Source organism: Dactylosporangium sp. NPDC049742, assembly GCF_040674675.1.
Lineage (GTDB): Bacteria > Actinomycetota > Actinomycetes > Mycobacteriales > Micromonosporaceae > Dactylosporangium > Dactylosporangium maewongense.
Window position 1 is genome coordinate 57,222 of the sequence record NZ_JBFANF010000053.1, and the last position, 17,546, is coordinate 74,767.

Sequence of the window (17,546 nt, forward strand, 5' to 3'; positions counted from 1 at the left end):
GCGGACGCCCTTGCGACCGATGGAGCCGCAGGTCTACCCGGGACGGCAGCCCCAAACCCGCGCCCCGTCGGGATCATCCGGCCGCACCGTCCCGCTGGGCGCAGGTACACCACGACCCGGCGCAAACTCGACCCGTTCGGCAACACCCGCGGCGCGGACCCGGCCTGGCCCAACACCCGCGGCAACCCGTTCGCGCCGCTGCCCGAAAAGACTAACGCGCCGGAAGAACCGGCGGGCCGCGGAGGCGTCGCGGCGGGCAGCGACGAGTACGTCGATGACCAGGCCGTACTGGTCGACGGCGCGGTACACGTGCCGCCAGACGCCACCGACCTTCACGTACGTTTCATCGACGAACCACCGGTCACCCGGCGAGTGCCGGCAGAACCTGGCCGCGTCCGCCAGCAGCGGCGTGAACCGCTGCACCCACCGGAAGATCGTGACGTGGTCGACCTCGACACCACGCTCGAGGAGCAGTTCCTCAAGGTCGCGGTAGGAGAGGTTGTAGCGCGGGTACCAGCGGACCGCGACCACGATCGCCTCCTGCGGGAACCGGAATCCGGCGAACGGCGACCGCTGCGGTAAGGCTGCCCGCAGGCGGTTCGAGACCTTCACCGCTCAAGCCTGCCTCACCAGGCGAACGCTCAACGCAACAGACCCCATCCGCCCCAGGCCGGTACGCCTTGATCCACTCGGCGCCCTCCGGCGGCGGATCCCCATCGAGCTGTGACCGTTCGGCGAACTCACCGGCGCAGAGTAGCCCGGCCATCGACAGACTCGCGTGGGGCCCGCCGTGCCGCCGGGGTGCCGGCATGAGGACAAAACCTGGATGGCCAGGCTGGTAAACGATTCGGCCGCTGCGGCAACAGAAGGGTGTGCTTTTATCCAACCTGTTGTCTGCGCGGCTGAGCCGGCGCCGGTTCGTCGGCGGCGCGGCGGTCGCCGGCATGGCGCTGGCCGCCGGCTGTGCGCATGAGGACGACGACGCTTTCGGTGCTGGTGTGCTCGCGGGCGGCCCGGCGGAGCAGTTCACGTCGCCGACGGTGAAGCTGACCGGGGCACTGCGGATCCTCGCCTGGAGCCACTTTGTGCCGACATACGATCGCTGGTTCGACGGCTTCGTCCGCCGGTGGGCCGGCCAGGTCGGCGTCGACGTCACCGTCGACCACATCGACCTGGGCCAGGTCACGACCCGGGTAGCGGCCGAGATCTACGCCGGTCGGGGGCACGACCTCATCCAGTACGTGGCGCCGCTGCCGCAGTTCGAACCGGCGGTGCTGGACCTCACCGACCTCGTCCGGGAGGCCAACCGGCGGTGGGGTCCTCAGCTGGAACTGTGCCGGCGGTCGAGCTTCAACCCGGCGACGAACCGGTACTTCGCCTACGCGCCGGGCTGGGTGCCGGATCCCGGGAACTACCGGCGCTCGATGTGGTCGAAGATCGGCCTGCCCGACGGCCCTTCGAGCTGGGACGAACTGCTGCGCGGCGGGGCCGAGATCCGCCGTGCCACCGGCGTCCAGCTCGGGCTCGGCATGTCACAGGAGCTCGACTCGAACATGGTCGGCCGCTCCCTGCTGTGGTCGTTCGGATCGTCCATTCAGGACGCCGAGGGGCGGGTCACGCTCGACACGCCCGAGGCCGTGGCGGCGGTGGAGTTCATGACCCGGCTGTACCGCCAGGCCATGACCGACGAGGTCTTCTCGTGGATCCCCACCTCCAACAACCAGGGGCTGGTCGCCGGCCGGCTGTCCTACATCAGCAACTCGATCTCCGCCTGGCGCACCGCGCAGCGCTCCACCCCGGCGATCGCGGCCGACATCGACTTCGTGCCGGCACTCGCCGGCCCGGCGGGCGCCACAGCCGCACACCACCTCGTGCACAACTGGGTCATCCCGAAGTACGCCACCGGGGCCGCCGCCGGACAGGAGTTTCTGTTGCACTACACCGCGAACTTCGCCGCCGCCACCTACTCGTCGATGCTGTACGACCTGTGCGCCTGGCCCAGCCGTACCCCGGAGCTCGCGACCTGGCTGCGGCGCGACCCGTTCCGCGCCGACCCGCCCGGCAAGCTCGAGCTGCTCGTCGACGCCGCCCGGTGGAGCGCCGACCTGGGCCACCCAGGTACCGCCAATGCCGCCGTCGGTGAGGTCGCCAGCAGCTTCGTCATCCCCGACATGTTCGCCCGCGCGGCGCGCGGCGAGGTCAGCGCCGCGGTCGCGGTCGCCGACGCCGCGGCGCAGGTCCGGTCCATCTTCGCCAAGTGGCAGGCCCGGGGGCTGGTGGCCTGATGGGACACCACGCATTCCCGCCGCGCAGGCGCCGCGGCCGCGACCGCGCGCTGGCATCGCTGTTCGTCGTCCCGACCGTCGCCTACGTCGCCGCCGTGATCCTCGGGCCGATGGTCCTGGCCGTCGCGTTCGCCGTGTCGGACGTGACCGTCGCCGACCCGACCTTCGACTGGGCCGGTCTGGCCGGCATCGAACGCGTGCTGGCCGACCCGGTGTTCTGGCGGGCGTTGCTCAACACCTGCATCATCACCGCGGCGACCACGTCGCTGGCAGTGGTCGGCGGGAACGTGGTGGCCCGGCTGATGCTGGCCCGGGTGTACGGACGCTGGCTGGTGCGGCTGTGCGTGCTGCTGCCCTGGGTCACCCCGGTCACCGTGTCATCGGTCGCGTGGCTGTGGATGCTCGATTCGGTCTACTCGCCGCTGGACTGGGCCGGCCGGCAGCTCGGCCTGCTCGGCGTGGGGGAGAGCGTCAACTGGCTCGGCCGGCCCTCGACGGCCATGGCATCGGTCGTGGCGGTGCAGGCATGGCGGCTCACCCCGCTCACCGCCGTCATCATCATGGCCGGGCTCGTGGCGATCCCCCGCAACATCTACGAGGCCGCCCGTGTCGACGGCGCCGGCCGCTGGCTGCGGACCCGGTTCATGACGGTACCGCTGACCGCCCCGATCGTCGCGGTCGCGGGCCTGTTCTGCGCGGTCTTCACCTTCAGCGACATGGCGGTGGTTCGGGTGCTGACCAACGGCGGCCCGACCCACTCCACGGAGGTGCTTGCCACGCTGGCGTTCCGCCGGGGCATCGACGGCGGAGACGTCGGCCAGGGCGCCGCGGTGGCCCTGTTCCTGCTGCCCGTACTGCTGGCCGCGACGCTGACGATCCTCGGCCTGGTGCGCCGGATGGTGACCCGGTGATCCCCGCTCGGCGCGCCGAGCGGGCGCGGCGGCGGCAACGGCTGGGTGGTGTGGCCGTGCATGCGGCGGCCTACGCGGCCGCGTTGCTGGGCGCCGGCCCGTTCCTGTGGAGCATGATCACCGCAGTGAAGCTCAACCGGGACCTGTACGACCCGGCGCACAGTCCCTTGTGGTTCAACGCCCCGCCGACCGCCGACCACCTCGCGTACCTGTGGCGGCACACGGCCTTTCCGACGTTCGCCTGGAACACGCTGTGGATCGGCGCGGCAGTGGTCGTGGCCACCCTCCTGCTCGCCACGCCGGCCGGCTACGCGCTGGCGCGGCTGCGGCGGCCATGGGCCGGCCGGCTCGGTATGGCGATCTTCCTGTGCTACCTCGTCCCGCCGAGCGTGCTGTTCCTGCCGCTGTCGCGGCTCGTCGCCGCCGCCGGCCTGCAGGACTCGGACTGGGCCCTGGTGCTGGTCTACCCGACGCTGACCGTCCCGGTGTCGGTCTGGCTGATGATGGGCTTCTTCAGCGCCATCCCTCTGCAGGTCGAGGAGCAGGCACTGGTCGACGGCTGTACCCGGTTCGCCGCCTTTCGCCAGGTCGCGCTGCCGCTGGCGGTGCCCGGGGTGGTCGCGGTCGTGGTGCTCAGCTTCGTCCTGTGCGCGAGCGAGTACCTGTACGCGATCGCGTTCGTCTCTCCCACCGCCGGGAAGGTCGTCTCGACCGGGATCCCCACCGAGCTGATCCGCGGCGACCTGTTCTACTGGCAGTCCCTGCAGGGTGCCGTCGTGCTGGTCGCGGTGCCCGTCGGAGTGGTCTTCAACCTGTTGCTCAAGCGGTTCGTCGCGGGGTTCACCGCAGGCGCGGTGACCGTGGCCTGACCGTGGCGGAAACGCCGGCCGTGGCGGCTACGGCGGCGGCCCGATGCCGTTCCTCGGCGCCTCGGTACTGCTTACCGGCCGGTCATCGAAGATGATGTGGATGTTGACGTCAGCGCGGCTGAGCGCCCACAGGCCGATGATGTCGGCCAGCGCAAAGATCACCGCGGCGAGGATCGCCAGCACGATCCGCCGCCGGCGTTCCCGGCGCCTCCAGTCGGCCAGGGCGGCCGGGTAGCGGTTCGACGCGCCGTGGACCGAGGTGGCGAGCGCGTCGAAGACGTCACGGAGCTGTTCCTCGGCGACGCCCGAGCCCGCGGCCGAACCGGTTCCGGGTGCCTGGCCTGGTCCTTGGCTGGATGGAACGCCACTCATCTCCGCTCCTCCAGTAACCGCGTGAGCGTGGCCATACCTCGCGACGTGTGCGACTTGACCGCGCCGGCCGAGATGCCCATCGCCGCGGCTATCTCCGATTCTCGCAGATCCAGCCAGTACCGCAGGACCAGCGCTTCCCGCTGCCGGGCCGGCAGTTGCTTGATCGCCTCCACCAGGGCACGCTGGTCGTCGCGCAGCAGCACCTCGGTCTCGGCCGACCCGACCGACTCGATCACCTGCTCCGCGTGCCTGCGTGCCACCTGCAGCCGGCGCACCCGCATCCGCACGAGGTTGCAAACGACGGCGCGCACGTAGCTCAGCGCGGCGTCGTGACTGCGTAACCGGTGCCAGCGCCGGTACAACTCGTAGAACGCCTCCGAGACGATGTCCTCGGCCTCGCCCTCCGCTCCGAGCAGCACCGCCAAGCGCAGCAGCGGGGTGTGGTTGGCGTCGAAGAGCCTGGCCAGTGCGGCCTCGCGCTCCAGGTCGGCGAGGTTCACCCCGGTGGGACCCGGGCTGGCCGGCGCCGACTCGGCGGCCGGTGCAAGCAGGCGTGACGAGACCTGCTGCGTCATGGGACCACCGCCCCGGTGGCGGTACCGTTGCCGAGTTCCCGGGCCACGCCGAGCCGGTCCAGCGCCGGGGTCAGCGCCGCAGCGACCGCGAGGTTGAGGACCAGCGCGGCGAGCGCGACGTACACGTGCACGCCGGCGAATGAGACGACCGAGGAGAAGCCGCCGGAGGCTACCAGCACGGTCCCCGCGACCATGCCGACGAGCCAGCCGACGAGCAGCGCGCCGCGGTGCGGCCAACGGGTGAACAGCCCGAGCGCCACCGTGGGGAATGTCTGCAGGATCCACACCCCGCCGAGCAGTTGCAGGTTGATCGCGTCCTGGTCCGGCAGGCCGAAGATGAACGCCAGCGCCCCGAACTTCGCCACCAGCGACACCGCGCGGGCGACCTGGGCCTGGTGCTTCGGTGTCGCGGTCGGGTGGAAGTACTCGACGTAGACGTTGCGGACGAACAGCGTCGCCGCGCCGACCGACATCACCGCGGCGGGCACCAGCACCGCCACCGCGAGCGCGCCGAACACGAGCCCAGCGGCGACCGGCGAGGTCAGCTCCCGCACCATCAGCGGCACAGCCGCCTCGGCGTTGCCGGGCCGGGCCTCGACGCCCGCGGCGAGCGCCGCGACGCCGAGCAGCCCGAAGAGCCCCAGGACCGCGGTCCATGCCGGCAACCCGATGATCGCCTTGCGGAGCTGGTCGCCGCTGGACGCGGCGAAGGACGCGGTCAGTACGTGCGGATACATGAGCAGCGCGAGCGCGGAGCCGAGCGCCAGCGTGGCATAGGTGGTGTAGAGCGAAGGGGTGAGCGTCAAGGAGGCCTCCGGTGCGCCGCGTGCGGTGATGGCGTCCTCGGCAGCCCGGAACACGGCCTGCGGCCCGCCGAGCCGACCGAGCACGAGTACGACGATGCCGACGACCGTGGTGCCGACCAGAACCCCTTTGGCCAGGGAAATGACGGCCGGCGCGCGCAGCCCGTTGCGGTACGTGGCGCCGGCCAGCACCGCGAACACCGCAACCAGCGTGAGGTCGCCCGCGATCCCGTCGGTGGGGTAGAGCCCGCCGGCGGCCAGGACCGCGCGGATGCCGAGGAGTTGCAGGGCGATGTACGGCATGGTGGCGAGGATTCCGGTGAGCGCTACCGCGAGCGCGAGCAGCGGTGAGTCGTACCGGGCCCGCACGTAATCGGCCACGGTTGTGTGGCCGTCGTCCTTCGCCGCCTGCCAGAGCTTCGGCAGGAGCACGAAGGCCAGCGGGTAGACGATCACCGTGTATGCGAGCGCGAAGAACCCCAGCGCCCCGATGCCGTACACCAGACCTGGCACCGCGGCGTACGTGTAGGCCGTGTAGATCGTGCCGCCGAGCAGAAACCAGGTGAGCACGGCCCCGAACTGCCGCCCCGCCAGTGCCCAGCCGTCGAGTGTGGGCAGTTCGTCGCGTACCCGGAAGCGCCGCGCGGCGATCGCGAGCAGCGACGTGCCGGCGACGACCAGCGTGAAGGCGGTGGTGCTGGCGGGATCGACCATGTGCACCTCTCAGTCCTCTGTGTGTTGCGCAGGCTTCCGGAATGGTTGACACGAAACAAGAGGCAATCGGGCAGTAAACCGTGCGACATGGGTGCGCAACATTCAGGCATCGTCGACGACTGTTCGGGAGGCCGGGATGGCGAGATCGCGAAAGGCAATCAAGGTCGCCGCCTATACCGGCCTGGCGCTACCGCTCGTGGCCATCCTCTGGGTCCCGCTGTACGCGCGGACCACGCCCCGGCTGGTAGGGCTGCCCTTCTTTTACTGGTTCCAGTTCGTCTGGATCGTTCTCAGCGTGGCACTGATGGCGGCCGGCCATCTGCTGCTGAAGCGCGCGGACCCCGGGGTCCACGCGCCGGGGACGGATCCGGGCGGACGCCCACACCCTGGAGAGCCTGCATGAGCATCTTCACCCCGCATACCCGGGCCCGCCCCGGTCTGCGGTCCATCGTGACCTGGACGGCCGTGTCGATCGTGGGCGCGATCGCCTGGGGGATCATCGCCCTGGCCCGCGGCGAGAGCATCTCGGCGATCTGGCTGGTGGTCGCGGCGCTGTGCTCGTACCTGATCGCCTACCGGTTCTACGCACGGTTCATCGCCCGGCGCGTGCTCAAGGTCGACGACCGGCGCGCCACGCCCGCCGAGCGGCTGGACAACGGCATCGACTACCACGTCACCGACCGCCGCGTGCTACTGGGTCATCACTTCGCCGCGATCGCGGGCGCCGGGCCGCTGGTCGGGCCGGTCCTGGCGGCGCAGATGGGCTACCTGCCCGGCACCATCTGGATCATCGTCGGTGTCGTCTTCGCCGGGGCCGTGCAGGACATGGTGGTCATGTTCCTGTCCATGCGCCGCGACGGGAAGAGCCTCGGCCAGATGGCCCGGGACGAGATCGGCCGCGTCGGCGGCGTCGCGGCCCTGCTGGCCGTCTTCTCCATCATGATCATCCTGCTCGGTGTCCTTGCGCTCGTCGTCGTCAACGCGCTCGCGAAGTCGCCCTGGGGCACCTTCTCCATCGCCATGACCATCCCGATCGCCCTGTTCATGGGCGTCTACCTGCGGGTGCTGCGGCCGGGCCGGGTGGTCGAGACCAGCGTGATCGGCGTCACCCTGCTGGTCCTCGCCATCGCGGCGGGCGGCTGGGTCCAGGACTCGAGCTGGGCCGCCGCGTTCACGCTCAAGCCCGAGACCCTGGTCTTCTGCCTGATCGGGTACGGTTTCCTCGCGTCCGTCCTGCCGGTGTGGATGCTCCTCGCGCCGCGCGACTACCTGTCCACCTTCATGAAAATCGGGACGATCGCGCTGCTCGCGATCGGCGTGCTGGTCACCGCCCCGGTCCTGCGGAACGAGGCCGTCACCAAGTTCGCCTGGAGCGGCGACGGCCCGGTCTTCGGCGGCGCACTGTTCCCGTTCGTCTTCATCACCATCACCTGCGGGGCGCTGTCCGGCTTCCACGCGCTGATCTCCTCGGGCACCACGCCGAAGATGATCCAGAAGGAGTCGCAGGTCCGGCTCGTCGGCTACGGCGCCATGCTGATGGAGTCGTTCGTCGCGGTCATGGCGATCATCGCCGCGTCGCTGCTGGACCCGGGGCTCTACTACGCGATGAACTCCCCGGGCGGCGTGGTCGGCACGACCTTCCAGAGCGCCGCGACGGCAGTGACCAACATGGGCTTCATCGTCACGCCGGAGACCCTGCAGGCCACGTCCGCCGCCGTCGGCGAGCCGACGCTGGTGTCGCGCACCGGCGGCGCGCCGACGCTCGCGGTCGGCATCTCCGAGATCTTCTCCGGCTTCCTCGGCGGGGCAGGGCTCAAGGCGTTCTGGTACCACTTCGCGATCATGTTCGAGGCGCTGTTCATCCTGACCACGGTCGACGCGGGGACCCGGGTCGGCCGGTTCATGCTGCAGGACATGCTGGGCAACATCTGGAAGCCGATCGGCCGGGTCAGCTGGCGACCCGGCCTGTGGCTGACCAGCGCGGCCGTCGTCGGCGCATGGGGCTACTTCCTGTACACCGGCGTCACCAACCCACTCGGCGGCATCAACCAGCTCTACCCTCTGTTCGCCGTCGCCAACCAGCTGCTCGCTGCCCTGGCGCTGACCGTCGTCACGGTCATCCTGGTCAAGAGCGGCCGGCTCAAATGGGCCTGGGTCACCGCCATCCCGCTGGCCTGGGTCACGGCCGTGACAATGACCGCCAGCTACCAGAAGATCTTCTCCACCGACCCGAAGATGGGCTTCTTCGCTCAGCGCCAGCGCTTCGCCGACGCACTCGAACAGGGCAAGGTGCTCGCACCCGCCAAGAACCTCGACCAGATGCAACAGGTCGTCACCAACTCGACCGTCCAGCTCGTACTGTCGGCGCTCTTCGCGGTCCTGATCATCGTCGTGATCGTCGACGGAGCTCGGGTATGCCTTCGAGCGGTCATCCAGGGTCGCGAACTGCCGACCACGGAGTCGCCATTCGTGGAATCGGTGATCGTTGCCCCGGCCGGTCTCTTCGCCACAGCGGACGAACGGCGGGAACTCGTCGGCGCCGCCGCGTCCGGTGCCGGCGACGGGTCCGGAAGTAGTCGCGGAGACAGCGACCGATGAGCGCACGTGAGCTGCTGGCGCGGCTCTGGTGGTACCTGCGGGAAGTGGTCGGCGAGACCAGCTATGACCACTACATCGCACACCACCGAGCGCACCACACGGCCGAGTCCCCGTTGACCAGACGGGAGTTCGAGTGCATGAGGAGTGCCACGTCCGTTCGTTGCTGCTGAGGTAGGGACCGCCGGCCGGTCAGGTTTGTCACGGACCTGGCCGGCCGTGCACGTGTCGGTGGCCGCCGTCCTCAACGGCGGCCGTGCGGGCGCCGTCCAGGTAGACCTCGGTCTGATCGACCCATACGGTTCGAACGGCAAGTCGTGCAGTCACCGCATCAGAATTCGGCGCGGCGTGTCACACACACCGCGCCGCGCCTCAAAATACTGCAAGCAGCCCAAACCACGCGTCCCATTTTTCCGCGGCCCGACGGTTGCGGACAATTGTCAGCGGATGGATACCTCCGCGCTACCCGGCGATCGTCAAACGCTTCCCGTGTCAACCGCTTCTTCCCTCGTATCCGGATTCCGGATCAGAGGGAAAGGAAGCAATCTTGGCGAAAATCAAGCTCATGATCGCCGTTGGTGCCGGAGCCGCCGCCGTCGTCGTGACGGCGACGGCGGCCTCGGCCGACGCTGGCACCAACGTCGGACCGTCCAGCTCCGAGTCGCCGTTCCTGGTGCGGACCACGCCCGGAATCGTCACCACGAGCATCCTCACCACCGGGGACGCCGTGAACGGGTACCGCATGGCCGGCATCCCGGACGGGCTCGGCGCGTACGACAACGGTGACGGCACCTTCACGGTCCTGATGAACCAGGAACTTCCCAGCGGCTCGGGTGCCGTGCGGGCGCACGGCGCCAAGGGCGCCTTCGTGTCCAAGTGGACCGTTGAGAAGGACACGCTGAAGGTGCTCCACGGCGAGGACCTGATCAAGCGGATGGTTCGCTGGAACGGCACTGGGTGGGAGCAGGTCCCGGCGGGTTCGACGCAGCTGGGCATCAGCCGGCTCTGCTCCGCGGACCTGTCCGAGGGCGCGTTCTACGACGCCGCGACGGGTCTCGGCACCCAGGAGCGGATCTTCATGAATGGTGAGGAGAGCGGCACCGAGGGTCGGGCCTTCGGTACCGTCGTCACCGGATCCGACGCGGGCAGCGCCTACCAGCTGGCCGCGCTGGGCAGAACGAGCTTCGAGAACGCGGTGGCCAAGCCCAACGCCGGCGCGTCGACCGTGGTCGCGACGCTCGACGACTCCGGCAACGGCCAGCTGTACTTCTACGTCGGCGCCAAGAAGAACTCGGGCACCGACATCGACAAGGCCGGCCTGTCCGGCGGCACGGTGTACGGGCTCAAGATCGAGGGTGTGGCCAGCGAGAACGACGCCACCACCCTGCCGGCCGGAAGCGCCCGCTTCAGCCTGGTCCCGCTCGGCGACGTCTCCAAGCTCAGCGGCGCCCAGTTGGAGACCCTGTCGAAGAACAACGGCGTGTCCGGCCTCAACCGGCCGGAAGACGGCTCCTGGGACCCGTCGGACGCGCAGAACTTCTACTTCAACACGACCGGCTCCTTCACCGGCATTTCGCGTCTGTGGAAGCTGAAGTTCGACAACGCCTCGGACGTGCTCGCCGGTGGCGTCGCCACGATCGAGGTGGCCAGCCCGCCGTTCGACCCTACGAAGTCGAACGCGGACCAGGCCGGCCCGCGCATGCTCGACAACCTCACCGTGAACGAGCGCGGCCAGGTCATCGTTCTCGAGGACGTCGGCAACAACGCCTACCTCGGTGGCGCATACCAGTACGACCCGACCACGAAGGCGCTGGCCCGCATCGCGGAGCACGACCCGGCGCGGTTCGCGGTCGGCGCCCCCGGCTTCATCACGCAGGACGAGGAGTCGTCCGGCGTCATCCCGGTGCCGTTCCTGGGCAACGGGAAGTACCTCATCGACGTGCAGAACCACAAGGCGAGCACCGACCCTGAGCTCGTCGAGGGCGGTCAACTCCTGCTCCTGCACATCCCGCCGGGCAAGCCGGTCAAGTAAGTCAAGCAACGCAACAACGCGGGCCGGCTCGTCGGAGCCGGCCCGCCCCCATCTCAGCAGTCGCTCATCGCGGGACCTGCACCCAGCGACCGGTCCGCACCGACGATCGGGACCCTCACTGAACGTGGTACGGGTCGCGCTGTCGCAAGTCAGGTGGACGCCGAGAGGTGGAGCACCTCGACCTTGCCGTCCAGGAGGACCGGACCGGCGGCGTACGGAACCAGCAGCGTGTCCCCCCGCCGGAGCGACAGTTCGTCCTGCTCGCCGAGCAGCCTGCCCGCTCCGGCCACCACGACCAGCACGCTGAAGCCAGGTTCCAGACGGTCGCCGCCGTGCAGGCGGCGGGCGGCGAAGAACTCGTCCGCGGCCTCGGGCAGCAGTCGCGCCGGAGTGCCGCGGAGCTCGTCGAGGCGCGATGGCGTCCAGGCGCCGCGGTCGACGCACTGCAGGGCCAGGTCGTAGCCGAGGCCAAGGTGGCCGTCGGCGAGGCCGAAGCCCTCGTATTCCAGCAGCACGGAGAAGTCGGTCGGTTCCTGGACCTCGACCAGCAGGATGCCGTCGCCGATCGCGTGCGGCAGGCCGGCCGGGCACAGGATCGCGTCGCCGGCCACGACCGGGATCTTGTTGGTGGCGGCGAGCATCGCCTCCGTCTGCTGCCCGTCCACCCAGCCGGCCAGCTCGGCGGCCTCCACGTCACGGGCAAAACCCAGATGGACGTACGCGTCGGGCCGCGCGGAGACGATCACCCAGGCCTCGGTCTTCCCGTACGGCGAGGCGAGGTGCGCGGTGGCGAAGCGGCGGTCCGGGTGCACGTGCAGCGGCAGCCGCTGACCGGCGTCGAGCAGCTTCACCAGCACGCCGGTGTCGGCGCGTTCCGGGCCGAGCCACCAGCGCGGGTCCACGGCGATCGCCTCGGCCAGCACGCGGCCGTCGGCCAGGGTGGACAGCCCGGACGGCGCGAGCCCGAACCGGCTGGTCACCGAGCCCACCCAGTCCTCGGGGCGGTCGGGCAGCGCCGGCACGTCGCGGAACTCGGCGATCCGGCCGGCGCCGCGATAGAACGTCTCGGGCTGGTTGGCGGGTAGTGCCTCGACGGTCATCGGTGTCCCTTCAGAGCCAGTTCGGCGAGGAAGCCGCCGACGAACGTGTCGCCGAGCCCGACGGTGGTGGGGTTCTGGACGTCGAGCTCGAAGCCGGGGACACAATCGACGGTCTCGCCCATGTGCGAGCGCAGCGCCGACGCGAAGGCGACGGACTCGGGCCGCCGAGGCAGCCGGCGCAGGCGCTCGACGTCCTCGTCGGTGAAGTCGTCGCCGTGGCAGTAGCGGGTGGCGGCCACGACGGTGCCGGTGTCGAGGGCGTCGGCGTACTCGCCTGCGCCGAGCGCCAGGGCCCAGTACTTCGTGTGCAGCACCAGCGTCGGCACCGGGATGAACGCGTGCACCACGGTGAGCGCCGCCGCGACATCCTCGGCCGAGAGCAGGTCGACCGGGCGGCCGAGGTACGACTGCAGCTCGTCCTCGTTCAGCCCGTACACGTCGATCTCGTCGAGCAGCGCGTCCCGGACCCGGCGGCTGAAGGCGGGCTCGTGGTAGGCCGCGTCCTCGAAGTAGGTCACCGCCCCGGACGGCAGTTGCCGCATGTGCTCCTTCAGGGAGGCGAGCCGCTCGTCGAGCTCCGCCTCGTCGCGCATGGCGTTGAATCCGGAGATCAGGAAGACGTCCGCCGTGCCCAGCCGGTCGCCGAGGTCGTCGGTGAGCACCATGGCGCTGTTCGCCGGGTCGTTGACGTAGATCAGGCGGTTCGGGAACGGCGCGGTCATGTCGATGTCGCTCGCCCGGACCCGCAGGCCCTTGTCGTACTGAACGATCAGGTGTGGATAGAAGGTGTCCCCGACACCGCTGTTGATGTAGTCGCTGTCGGCCGGCAGCAGCCGGCGGAAGGTGTCGTTGACGCTGACCAGGTGCAGCGTCGACGGCACGCCGAGCCGGCTCATGAGGATCCCGGCCCGCACCGAGGTGCCGCCCAGGGTCTCCCGGTGCGGGAACCGGTTCGCGAAGGTCGACAGCGCCGGGGCGGAGGCGACGAAGTGCTCGCCACCTCCGCCCCGGGCCACGTACCCGAGAATCGACGCCACGAGGTCCCGCTCACTGGTAACGGTGGCCGGCGACGTCAGTTCCGCGGCGACGATGCCGTACTCGGCGACAAGCTGTTCCAGGACTTCGGCGGTCAGCTTCAACTCGTAGTCGACGCAACCGCCGAGGCCCAGGAGCACCCGGGACGAATCGGCCATGTCAGTAGAGCGAGGCCTTGCCGGCGGCGCCGAACAGCTCGATCTTCTGGGCGGCGACCACCTTCATGGCCTCGATGCAGGCGGGCTGGATGGCGTTCGGCTCGCGCACCTTCTGGTCGTTGCCCAGCACCTCGCGCATCTTGTTGTGGTACGCGATCTTGATGTCGGTGGAGATGTTGATCTTGTTGATGCCGATCCGCGCGGCCTCGCGGATCTCGTCGTCCGGGTTGCCGGAGCCGCCGTGCAGCACCAGCGGGATCTGCACCCGGTTCTTGATCTCCTTGAGCAGGTCGAGCTTCAGCTCCGGCTTGAGGTGGGCCGGGTACAGGCCGTGGAACGTGCCGATCGCCACGGCGAGGCTGTCCACGCCGGTCTGCTCGACGAACGTGACCGCGTCGTCGGGGTCGGTGTAGATGATCTCGGCGGCACCCGCCTCGGCGTAGCTGTCGTTCCCGCCGATCGTGCCGAGCTCGCCCTCCACCGATACGCCGAGAACGTGCGCGGAGTCGGTGACCTTCTTGGTGATCGCGATGTTCTCCTCGAACGGCTTCAGCGAGCCGTCGATCATCACGGAGGTGAAGCCGTACTGGATCGCCTGCAGGATCTGCTCGTAGGTGGCGCCGTGGTCCCAGTGGATCGCGATCGGGACGCTCGAGTTGTGCGACCGCTCGATGATGCCGGTGATCATCTCGCGGCCGATGTGCCGGACCTCGTCCGGGTGGATCCCGACGATCAGGGGCGCGTTCGTCTCCTCGCTGATCTCCACGATTCCCTTGAACATCGCCCAGTCGCTGATGTTGAAGGCAGGCACGGCGAAGCTGTGCTCGTTGGCGACGTCCAGGATCGCCTTGCCGGTCGTCAGCATTTCTGTGTTTCTCCTTTTTGTGTTGCCCGGTGTGTCAGGCCTTGACGGCGCCGGCGGTGAGCCCGCCGATGAACCGTCGCTGGAATACGAGGAAGAGGATGAGAACCGGAACAGACCCCAGGATGCTCATCGCCATCATCTGGTTCCATTCGTACGAGTGCTGGCCCATGAGCAGCTGGATGCCGATCGGCACGGTGCGCATGTCGTCGGTACGGGTCAGCGTGAGCGCGAACAGGTACTCGTTCCACGAGATCATGAACGTGTAGACCCCGACCGCGATCAGACCGGGCACCGAGATCGGCACCAGGATCCGCCACAGCGCGGTCCAGCCGGTACCACCGTCGACCTTGACGGACTCGTCCAGCTCTCGCGGCATGGTGTTGAAGTACGCGGTGATCATGATGATCGCGTACGGGAGGGTGAACACCATGTGCGTGAGGATCAGGCCGGGATAGGTGTTGTACAGGCCGAGCGCGACGACGAGCCCGAAGTACGGAATGACGAGCGTGATCGGCGGCACGGCCTGGACGCTGACGATCACGGCGTTGATGGTCCTGGAGAACGGGAACGTGAAACGGCTGAACGCGAACCCGGCCAGCACGGCCACCAGCAGCGTCAGGATCGTCACCGCGAAGGCGACGATGTAGCTGTTGAGGAAGAACCGCAGCTGAGCACCGTTGCCCAGGATCTCCCGGTAGGCGTCGAACGAGAAGCTCTCGGTGAGCAGCTTCGGCGGGTTCTGGAAGACCTCACCGTTGCTCTTGAACGAGGTGGACAGCATCCACAGGACCGGCAGGCCGGCGAACAGCCCGCCGAGGACGAGCCCGGTGATGACGCCGGCCTTGGCGAGGGTGCGACGGGTCTTGACGGTGACGGCCATGTCTCACCGCTCCCTTTGCTGGCGTACATAGAAGAAGGCCAGGACCATCGTCAGCAGCAGCACGATCACGGCGGCAGCGGACGCGGTCGCGAACTCGTACTCGCTGAAGGCCTGCTTGTAGGTGTAGGTGCTGAGCATCTCGGTGGCGTTCAGCGGCCCGCCGCCGGTCGTCATCCAGATCAGTGCGAACTGCTGGGACGTCCAGATCAGGTCGAGCACCGCCATGCTGACGATCACCGGCCGCAGCTGGGGCAGCGTCACGTGCAGGAACCGCTGGAACCAGTTCGTCCCGTCCACGGCGGCCGCTTCGTACAGGTCGTTGGGGATGCCCTGCAGGGCGGCGAGCAGACTGATCATGAAGAACGGGTAGCCGGACCAGATGTTGACGAACGTGACCGCCCAGAGTGCCAGGCTCGGGTCACCGAGCCAGTTCACGCCCTCCTGGATGAGACCCAGTGTCCGCAGCACGTAGTTGACGACCCCGGACGGGTCGAGCAACAGCCGCCAGATGACGGCGATCACCGCGATCGTGAACAGCCAGGGCAGGATGTAGACGATCCGGAAGATGGCCTTGGTGACCCCGCTCAGCAACTGGGTGTTGAGCATCATCGCGAAGGCCAGGCCGAGAACCAGGTGGGCCACGGTGCTGACCGAGATGAAGACGGCCGTGTTCTTCAGCGCGGCCAGGAAGTCCGGGTCGGTGAGCACCTTGGTGTAGTTGGCGAACCCGGCGAACACCGAGTTCTCCTGGACGATCACGTTGTCCCGGAACGAGTAGCTGATCACCATGACGATGGGGACCACCATCAGGACCACGATCAGGAGCACCGTGGGGGACAGATAGCCGTACGGGATCAGGCGCCGGGCCACAGTGGAGCGCTTCCGGCCGGGCGTGACCTGCCCCTGGCTGGGCGCCGCGGTTTTCGGTGCCGTCATGGATGTCATTGCTGTCTCCTTGATCGGCCGCCGTGCCGGCGGACCGGCACGGCGCCCGGGCGGGCTACTCGATCACCGAGGACCAGGACTGCTGCGACTTGGCGAGGGCGTCGTCGACAGTCGTCTTGCCGGTCAGCACGAGCTGGAGCTGCTCGTCGAAGCTGCGCATCAGGTCCTCGGACTTGGGCAGGCCGACGAACTCGTTGGCGGGGTAACCCTGCTGGTAGATGTCGAAGGCGGTCTTGAACATCGGGTCGCTGTTGCCGAAGTCGGGCTTGGCGTTCTTGTTGCCCGGGAAGCCGTTCGCGATCGTGCTGAGCTTCGCGTTGGTCTCCTGGCTCATCAGGTAGGAGACGAACTTGAACGCCTCGGCCTTGTGCTTGGTGGAGTTGGAGATGCCGATACCCCACGACGCGTACGGGATGCCGCGCTTGCCGCTGTAGCCGTCCTCGGAGGGCAGGGCCGCCACCTCGAACTTCAGGTCGGGCTTGTTCTTCTTGATCAGGTTGATGTGCGCGAGCGAGTCGATCATCATGCCGACCTGGCCGTTGGTGAACTTCTCGACCTTGTCCTGCTCTTTCATGGTGAGCGAACCGGGGGCGATGACGCCGGCGTCGTTCAGGCTCTTGACGTACTCGACCGTGCTCTTGACCTCTGGGCTGGTCAGGTTGGGCTTGCCGTCCTTCAGCATGCTGCCGCCGGACGCCCAGAGCCAGGACATGACGTCGTTCTGGATGCCGTTGGGGACGGCGGTGTCGAGCGGGAGTGCCCAGCCCTTCACGTCAGTACCGGTCGCGGTGATCTTCTTGGCCGCGTCAAGGAACTGGGTGCGCGTGGTGGGCACGTCGGCGACGCCGGCCTTGCCGAGCAGGTCCTTGTTGACGAAGAGCGGGTAGACGAAGTTGACCACCGGGATCATGTAGGTCTTGCCCTTGACCTGAACCTGGCTGGCGAGCTGGTTGGCGTCGTAGTTCGCGTCCGTCATCAGCTTGGACAGGTCGGTGATCGCACCCTGCTTGGCGAAGTCGTTGACCCAGGCGCCGTCGAGGCCCACCACGTCGGGCAGGGTCTTCGACGCCGCACCGGTGATGAGCTGCTGCTTGGTCGAGGCGTACGGCGCGCTCAGCAGCTTGATCTTGATGTTCGGGTTCTGCGCGGTGAAATCGTTGACGATCTTGTCGAACTCCCCGGCCGGAAGCTCCGCCCCCCACCACTGGGCGAACTCCAGCGTCACGCCGCCACCCGAGGCGGTGTCGCCCGAGTCGCTCGAGCCACACGCCGCCACGACCGCGACCAGCGCGGCCGCCGTCACTGCCCCTAACGCCCGCTTCAGCCGGGATGCACGTACCGCCATGGCATGCTCCTTCTATATCGAGATCTTTCTGTTCTCCGCCGCGTTGGCGCCACGTTAGCAGC

The 17,546-nt window shown here is 68.6% G+C and carries 16 protein-coding genes and 1 pseudogene; 7 read left to right on the forward strand and 10 right to left on the reverse strand.

Annotated elements, in window-relative coordinates; all coding sequences use genetic code 11:
• Window positions 1-216: 216 nt before the first annotated feature.
• Window positions 217-594 (reverse strand): annotated as a pseudogene (locus tag AB0J72_RS43480) (IS6 family transposase); the annotation flags it as partial.
• A gap of 296 nt (window positions 595-890) precedes the next feature.
• Here AB0J72_RS43480 and AB0J72_RS43485 point away from each other — a divergent pair.
• The 3 genes from AB0J72_RS43485 to AB0J72_RS43495 are packed head-to-tail and all read left to right on the forward strand — an operon-like array spanning window position 891 to window position 4,065.
• The gene (locus tag AB0J72_RS43485; protein ID WP_363410785.1) at window positions 891-2,285 is read left to right on the forward strand and encodes an extracellular solute-binding protein; all 1,395 of its coding nucleotides are present in this window, start codon (window positions 891-893) and stop codon (window positions 2,283-2,285) included.
• A complete protein-coding gene (locus tag AB0J72_RS43490; protein ID WP_363410788.1) occupies window positions 2,285-3,196 on the forward strand; it encodes a sugar ABC transporter permease in 912 nt (303 codons plus the stop codon). The genes AB0J72_RS43485 and AB0J72_RS43490 overlap by 1 nt, the downstream gene beginning before the upstream one ends.
• Entirely contained in the window at window positions 3,193-4,065 is an 873-nt protein-coding gene (locus AB0J72_RS43495; RefSeq protein ID WP_363410791.1) for a carbohydrate ABC transporter permease, read from the forward strand. Before AB0J72_RS43490 ends, AB0J72_RS43495 begins: the two co-directional genes overlap by 4 nt.
• A gap of 27 nt (window positions 4,066-4,092) precedes the next feature.
• Here the strand turns inward: AB0J72_RS43495 and AB0J72_RS43500 are convergent, their stop codons facing one another.
• Genes AB0J72_RS43500 through AB0J72_RS43510 form a run of 3 tightly spaced genes read right to left on the reverse strand, consistent with a single transcriptional unit; the run spans window position 4,093 to window position 6,529 of the window.
• Window positions 4,093-4,437 carry a hypothetical protein gene (locus AB0J72_RS43500; RefSeq protein ID WP_363410794.1) on the reverse strand — a complete coding sequence of 115 codons (345 nt, stop codon included), beginning with the start codon at window positions 4,435-4,437 and terminating at the stop codon, window positions 4,093-4,095.
• The gene (locus AB0J72_RS43505; RefSeq protein WP_363410797.1) at window positions 4,434-5,012 is read right to left on the reverse strand and encodes a SigE family RNA polymerase sigma factor; all 579 of its coding nucleotides are present in this window, start codon (window positions 5,010-5,012) and stop codon (window positions 4,434-4,436) included. Before AB0J72_RS43505 ends, AB0J72_RS43500 begins: the two co-directional genes overlap by 4 nt.
• Complete coding sequence (locus AB0J72_RS43510; RefSeq protein ID WP_363410863.1) at window positions 5,009-6,529, reverse strand: sodium:solute symporter; 1,521 nt, start codon at window positions 6,527-6,529, stop codon at window positions 5,009-5,011. The genes AB0J72_RS43505 and AB0J72_RS43510 overlap by 4 nt, the downstream gene beginning before the upstream one ends.
• Before the next feature lie 91 nt (window positions 6,530-6,620).
• Here AB0J72_RS43510 and AB0J72_RS43515 point away from each other — a divergent pair, with 91 nt between their 5' ends.
• The 4 genes from AB0J72_RS43515 to AB0J72_RS43530 all read left to right on the forward strand — a co-directional run bounded on the left by AB0J72_RS43515 (window position 6,621) and on the right by AB0J72_RS43530 (window position 11,156).
• Window positions 6,621-6,932: a DUF3311 domain-containing protein gene (locus AB0J72_RS43515; RefSeq protein WP_363410800.1), complete on the forward strand. Its 312-nt coding sequence runs from the start codon at window positions 6,621-6,623 to the stop codon at window positions 6,930-6,932.
• A complete protein-coding gene (locus tag AB0J72_RS43520; protein ID WP_363410803.1) occupies window positions 6,929-9,127 on the forward strand; it encodes a carbon starvation CstA family protein in 2,199 nt (732 codons plus the stop codon). The genes AB0J72_RS43515 and AB0J72_RS43520 overlap by 4 nt, the downstream gene beginning before the upstream one ends.
• Window positions 9,124-9,297 (forward strand): YbdD/YjiX family protein, encoded by a 174-nt coding sequence (locus AB0J72_RS43525; RefSeq protein WP_363410806.1) that lies wholly within the window; start codon window positions 9,124-9,126, stop codon window positions 9,295-9,297. Before AB0J72_RS43520 ends, AB0J72_RS43525 begins: the two co-directional genes overlap by 4 nt.
• Before the next feature lie 392 nt (window positions 9,298-9,689).
• Window positions 9,690-11,156 (forward strand): hypothetical protein, encoded by a 1,467-nt coding sequence (locus AB0J72_RS43530; RefSeq protein WP_363410809.1) that lies wholly within the window; start codon window positions 9,690-9,692, stop codon window positions 11,154-11,156.
• Between the two features lie 149 nt (window positions 11,157-11,305).
• Here the strand turns inward: AB0J72_RS43530 and AB0J72_RS43535 are convergent, their stop codons facing one another.
• The 6 genes from AB0J72_RS43535 to AB0J72_RS43560 are packed head-to-tail and all read right to left on the reverse strand — an operon-like array spanning window position 11,306 to window position 17,484.
• Window positions 11,306-12,256: a class I mannose-6-phosphate isomerase gene (locus AB0J72_RS43535; RefSeq protein ID WP_363410812.1), complete on the reverse strand. Its 951-nt coding sequence runs from the start codon at window positions 12,254-12,256 to the stop codon at window positions 11,306-11,308.
• Window positions 12,253-13,449 (reverse strand): ADP-dependent glucokinase/phosphofructokinase, encoded by a 1,197-nt coding sequence (locus tag AB0J72_RS43540; protein WP_363410815.1) that lies wholly within the window; start codon window positions 13,447-13,449, stop codon window positions 12,253-12,255. The genes AB0J72_RS43535 and AB0J72_RS43540 overlap by 4 nt, the downstream gene beginning before the upstream one ends.
• 1 nt (window position 13,450) lies before the next feature.
• Window positions 13,451-14,314, reverse strand: a complete 864-nt coding sequence (locus AB0J72_RS43545) for a ketose-bisphosphate aldolase (protein ID WP_363410818.1) — start codon at window positions 14,312-14,314, stop codon at window positions 13,451-13,453.
• A 34-nt stretch (window positions 14,315-14,348) separates the two neighbouring features.
• Window positions 14,349-15,194 carry a carbohydrate ABC transporter permease gene (locus tag AB0J72_RS43550; protein WP_363410821.1) on the reverse strand — a complete coding sequence of 282 codons (846 nt, stop codon included), beginning with the start codon at window positions 15,192-15,194 and terminating at the stop codon, window positions 14,349-14,351.
• A gap of 3 nt (window positions 15,195-15,197) precedes the next feature.
• On the reverse strand, window positions 15,198-16,139 hold the full coding sequence (locus AB0J72_RS43555; protein ID WP_363410824.1) for a sugar ABC transporter permease: 942 nt from the start codon (window positions 16,137-16,139) through the stop codon (window positions 15,198-15,200).
• 55 nt (window positions 16,140-16,194) lie between these two features.
• Window positions 16,195-17,484 carry a sugar ABC transporter substrate-binding protein gene (locus AB0J72_RS43560; RefSeq protein ID WP_363410827.1) on the reverse strand — a complete coding sequence of 430 codons (1,290 nt, stop codon included), beginning with the start codon at window positions 17,482-17,484 and terminating at the stop codon, window positions 16,195-16,197.
• Window positions 17,485-17,546: the final 62 nt, after the last annotated feature.

Coding starts and splice junctions, on each gene's coding strand:
- AB0J72_RS43555 (WP_363410824.1), bottom strand. CDS start 16,139: ATGACATCCATGACGGCACCGAAAACCGCGGCGCCCAGCCAGGGGCAG.
- AB0J72_RS43540 (WP_363410815.1), bottom strand. CDS start 13,449: ATGGCCGATTCGTCCCGGGTGCTCCTGGGCCTCGGCGGTTGCGTCGAC.
- AB0J72_RS43550 (WP_363410821.1), bottom strand. CDS start 15,194: ATGGCCGTCACCGTCAAGACCCGTCGCACCCTCGCCAAGGCCGGCGTC.
- AB0J72_RS43510 (WP_363410863.1), bottom strand. CDS start 6,529: ATGGTCGATCCCGCCAGCACCACCGCCTTCACGCTGGTCGTCGCCGGC.
- AB0J72_RS43505 (WP_363410797.1), bottom strand. CDS start 5,012: ATGACGCAGCAGGTCTCGTCACGCCTGCTTGCACCGGCCGCCGAGTCG.
- AB0J72_RS43520 (WP_363410803.1), top strand. CDS start 6,929: ATGAGCATCTTCACCCCGCATACCCGGGCCCGCCCCGGTCTGCGGTCC.
- AB0J72_RS43500 (WP_363410794.1), bottom strand. CDS start 4,437: ATGAGTGGCGTTCCATCCAGCCAAGGACCAGGCCAGGCACCCGGAACC.
- AB0J72_RS43535 (WP_363410812.1), bottom strand. CDS start 12,256: ATGACCGTCGAGGCACTACCCGCCAACCAGCCCGAGACGTTCTATCGC.
- AB0J72_RS43530 (WP_363410809.1), top strand. CDS start 9,690: ATGATCGCCGTTGGTGCCGGAGCCGCCGCCGTCGTCGTGACGGCGACG.
- AB0J72_RS43525 (WP_363410806.1), top strand. CDS start 9,124: ATGAGCGCACGTGAGCTGCTGGCGCGGCTCTGGTGGTACCTGCGGGAA.
- AB0J72_RS43560 (WP_363410827.1), bottom strand. CDS start 17,484: ATGGCGGTACGTGCATCCCGGCTGAAGCGGGCGTTAGGGGCAGTGACG.
- AB0J72_RS43490 (WP_363410788.1), top strand. CDS start 2,285: ATGGGACACCACGCATTCCCGCCGCGCAGGCGCCGCGGCCGCGACCGC.
- AB0J72_RS43545 (WP_363410818.1), bottom strand. CDS start 14,314: ATGCTGACGACCGGCAAGGCGATCCTGGACGTCGCCAACGAGCACAGC.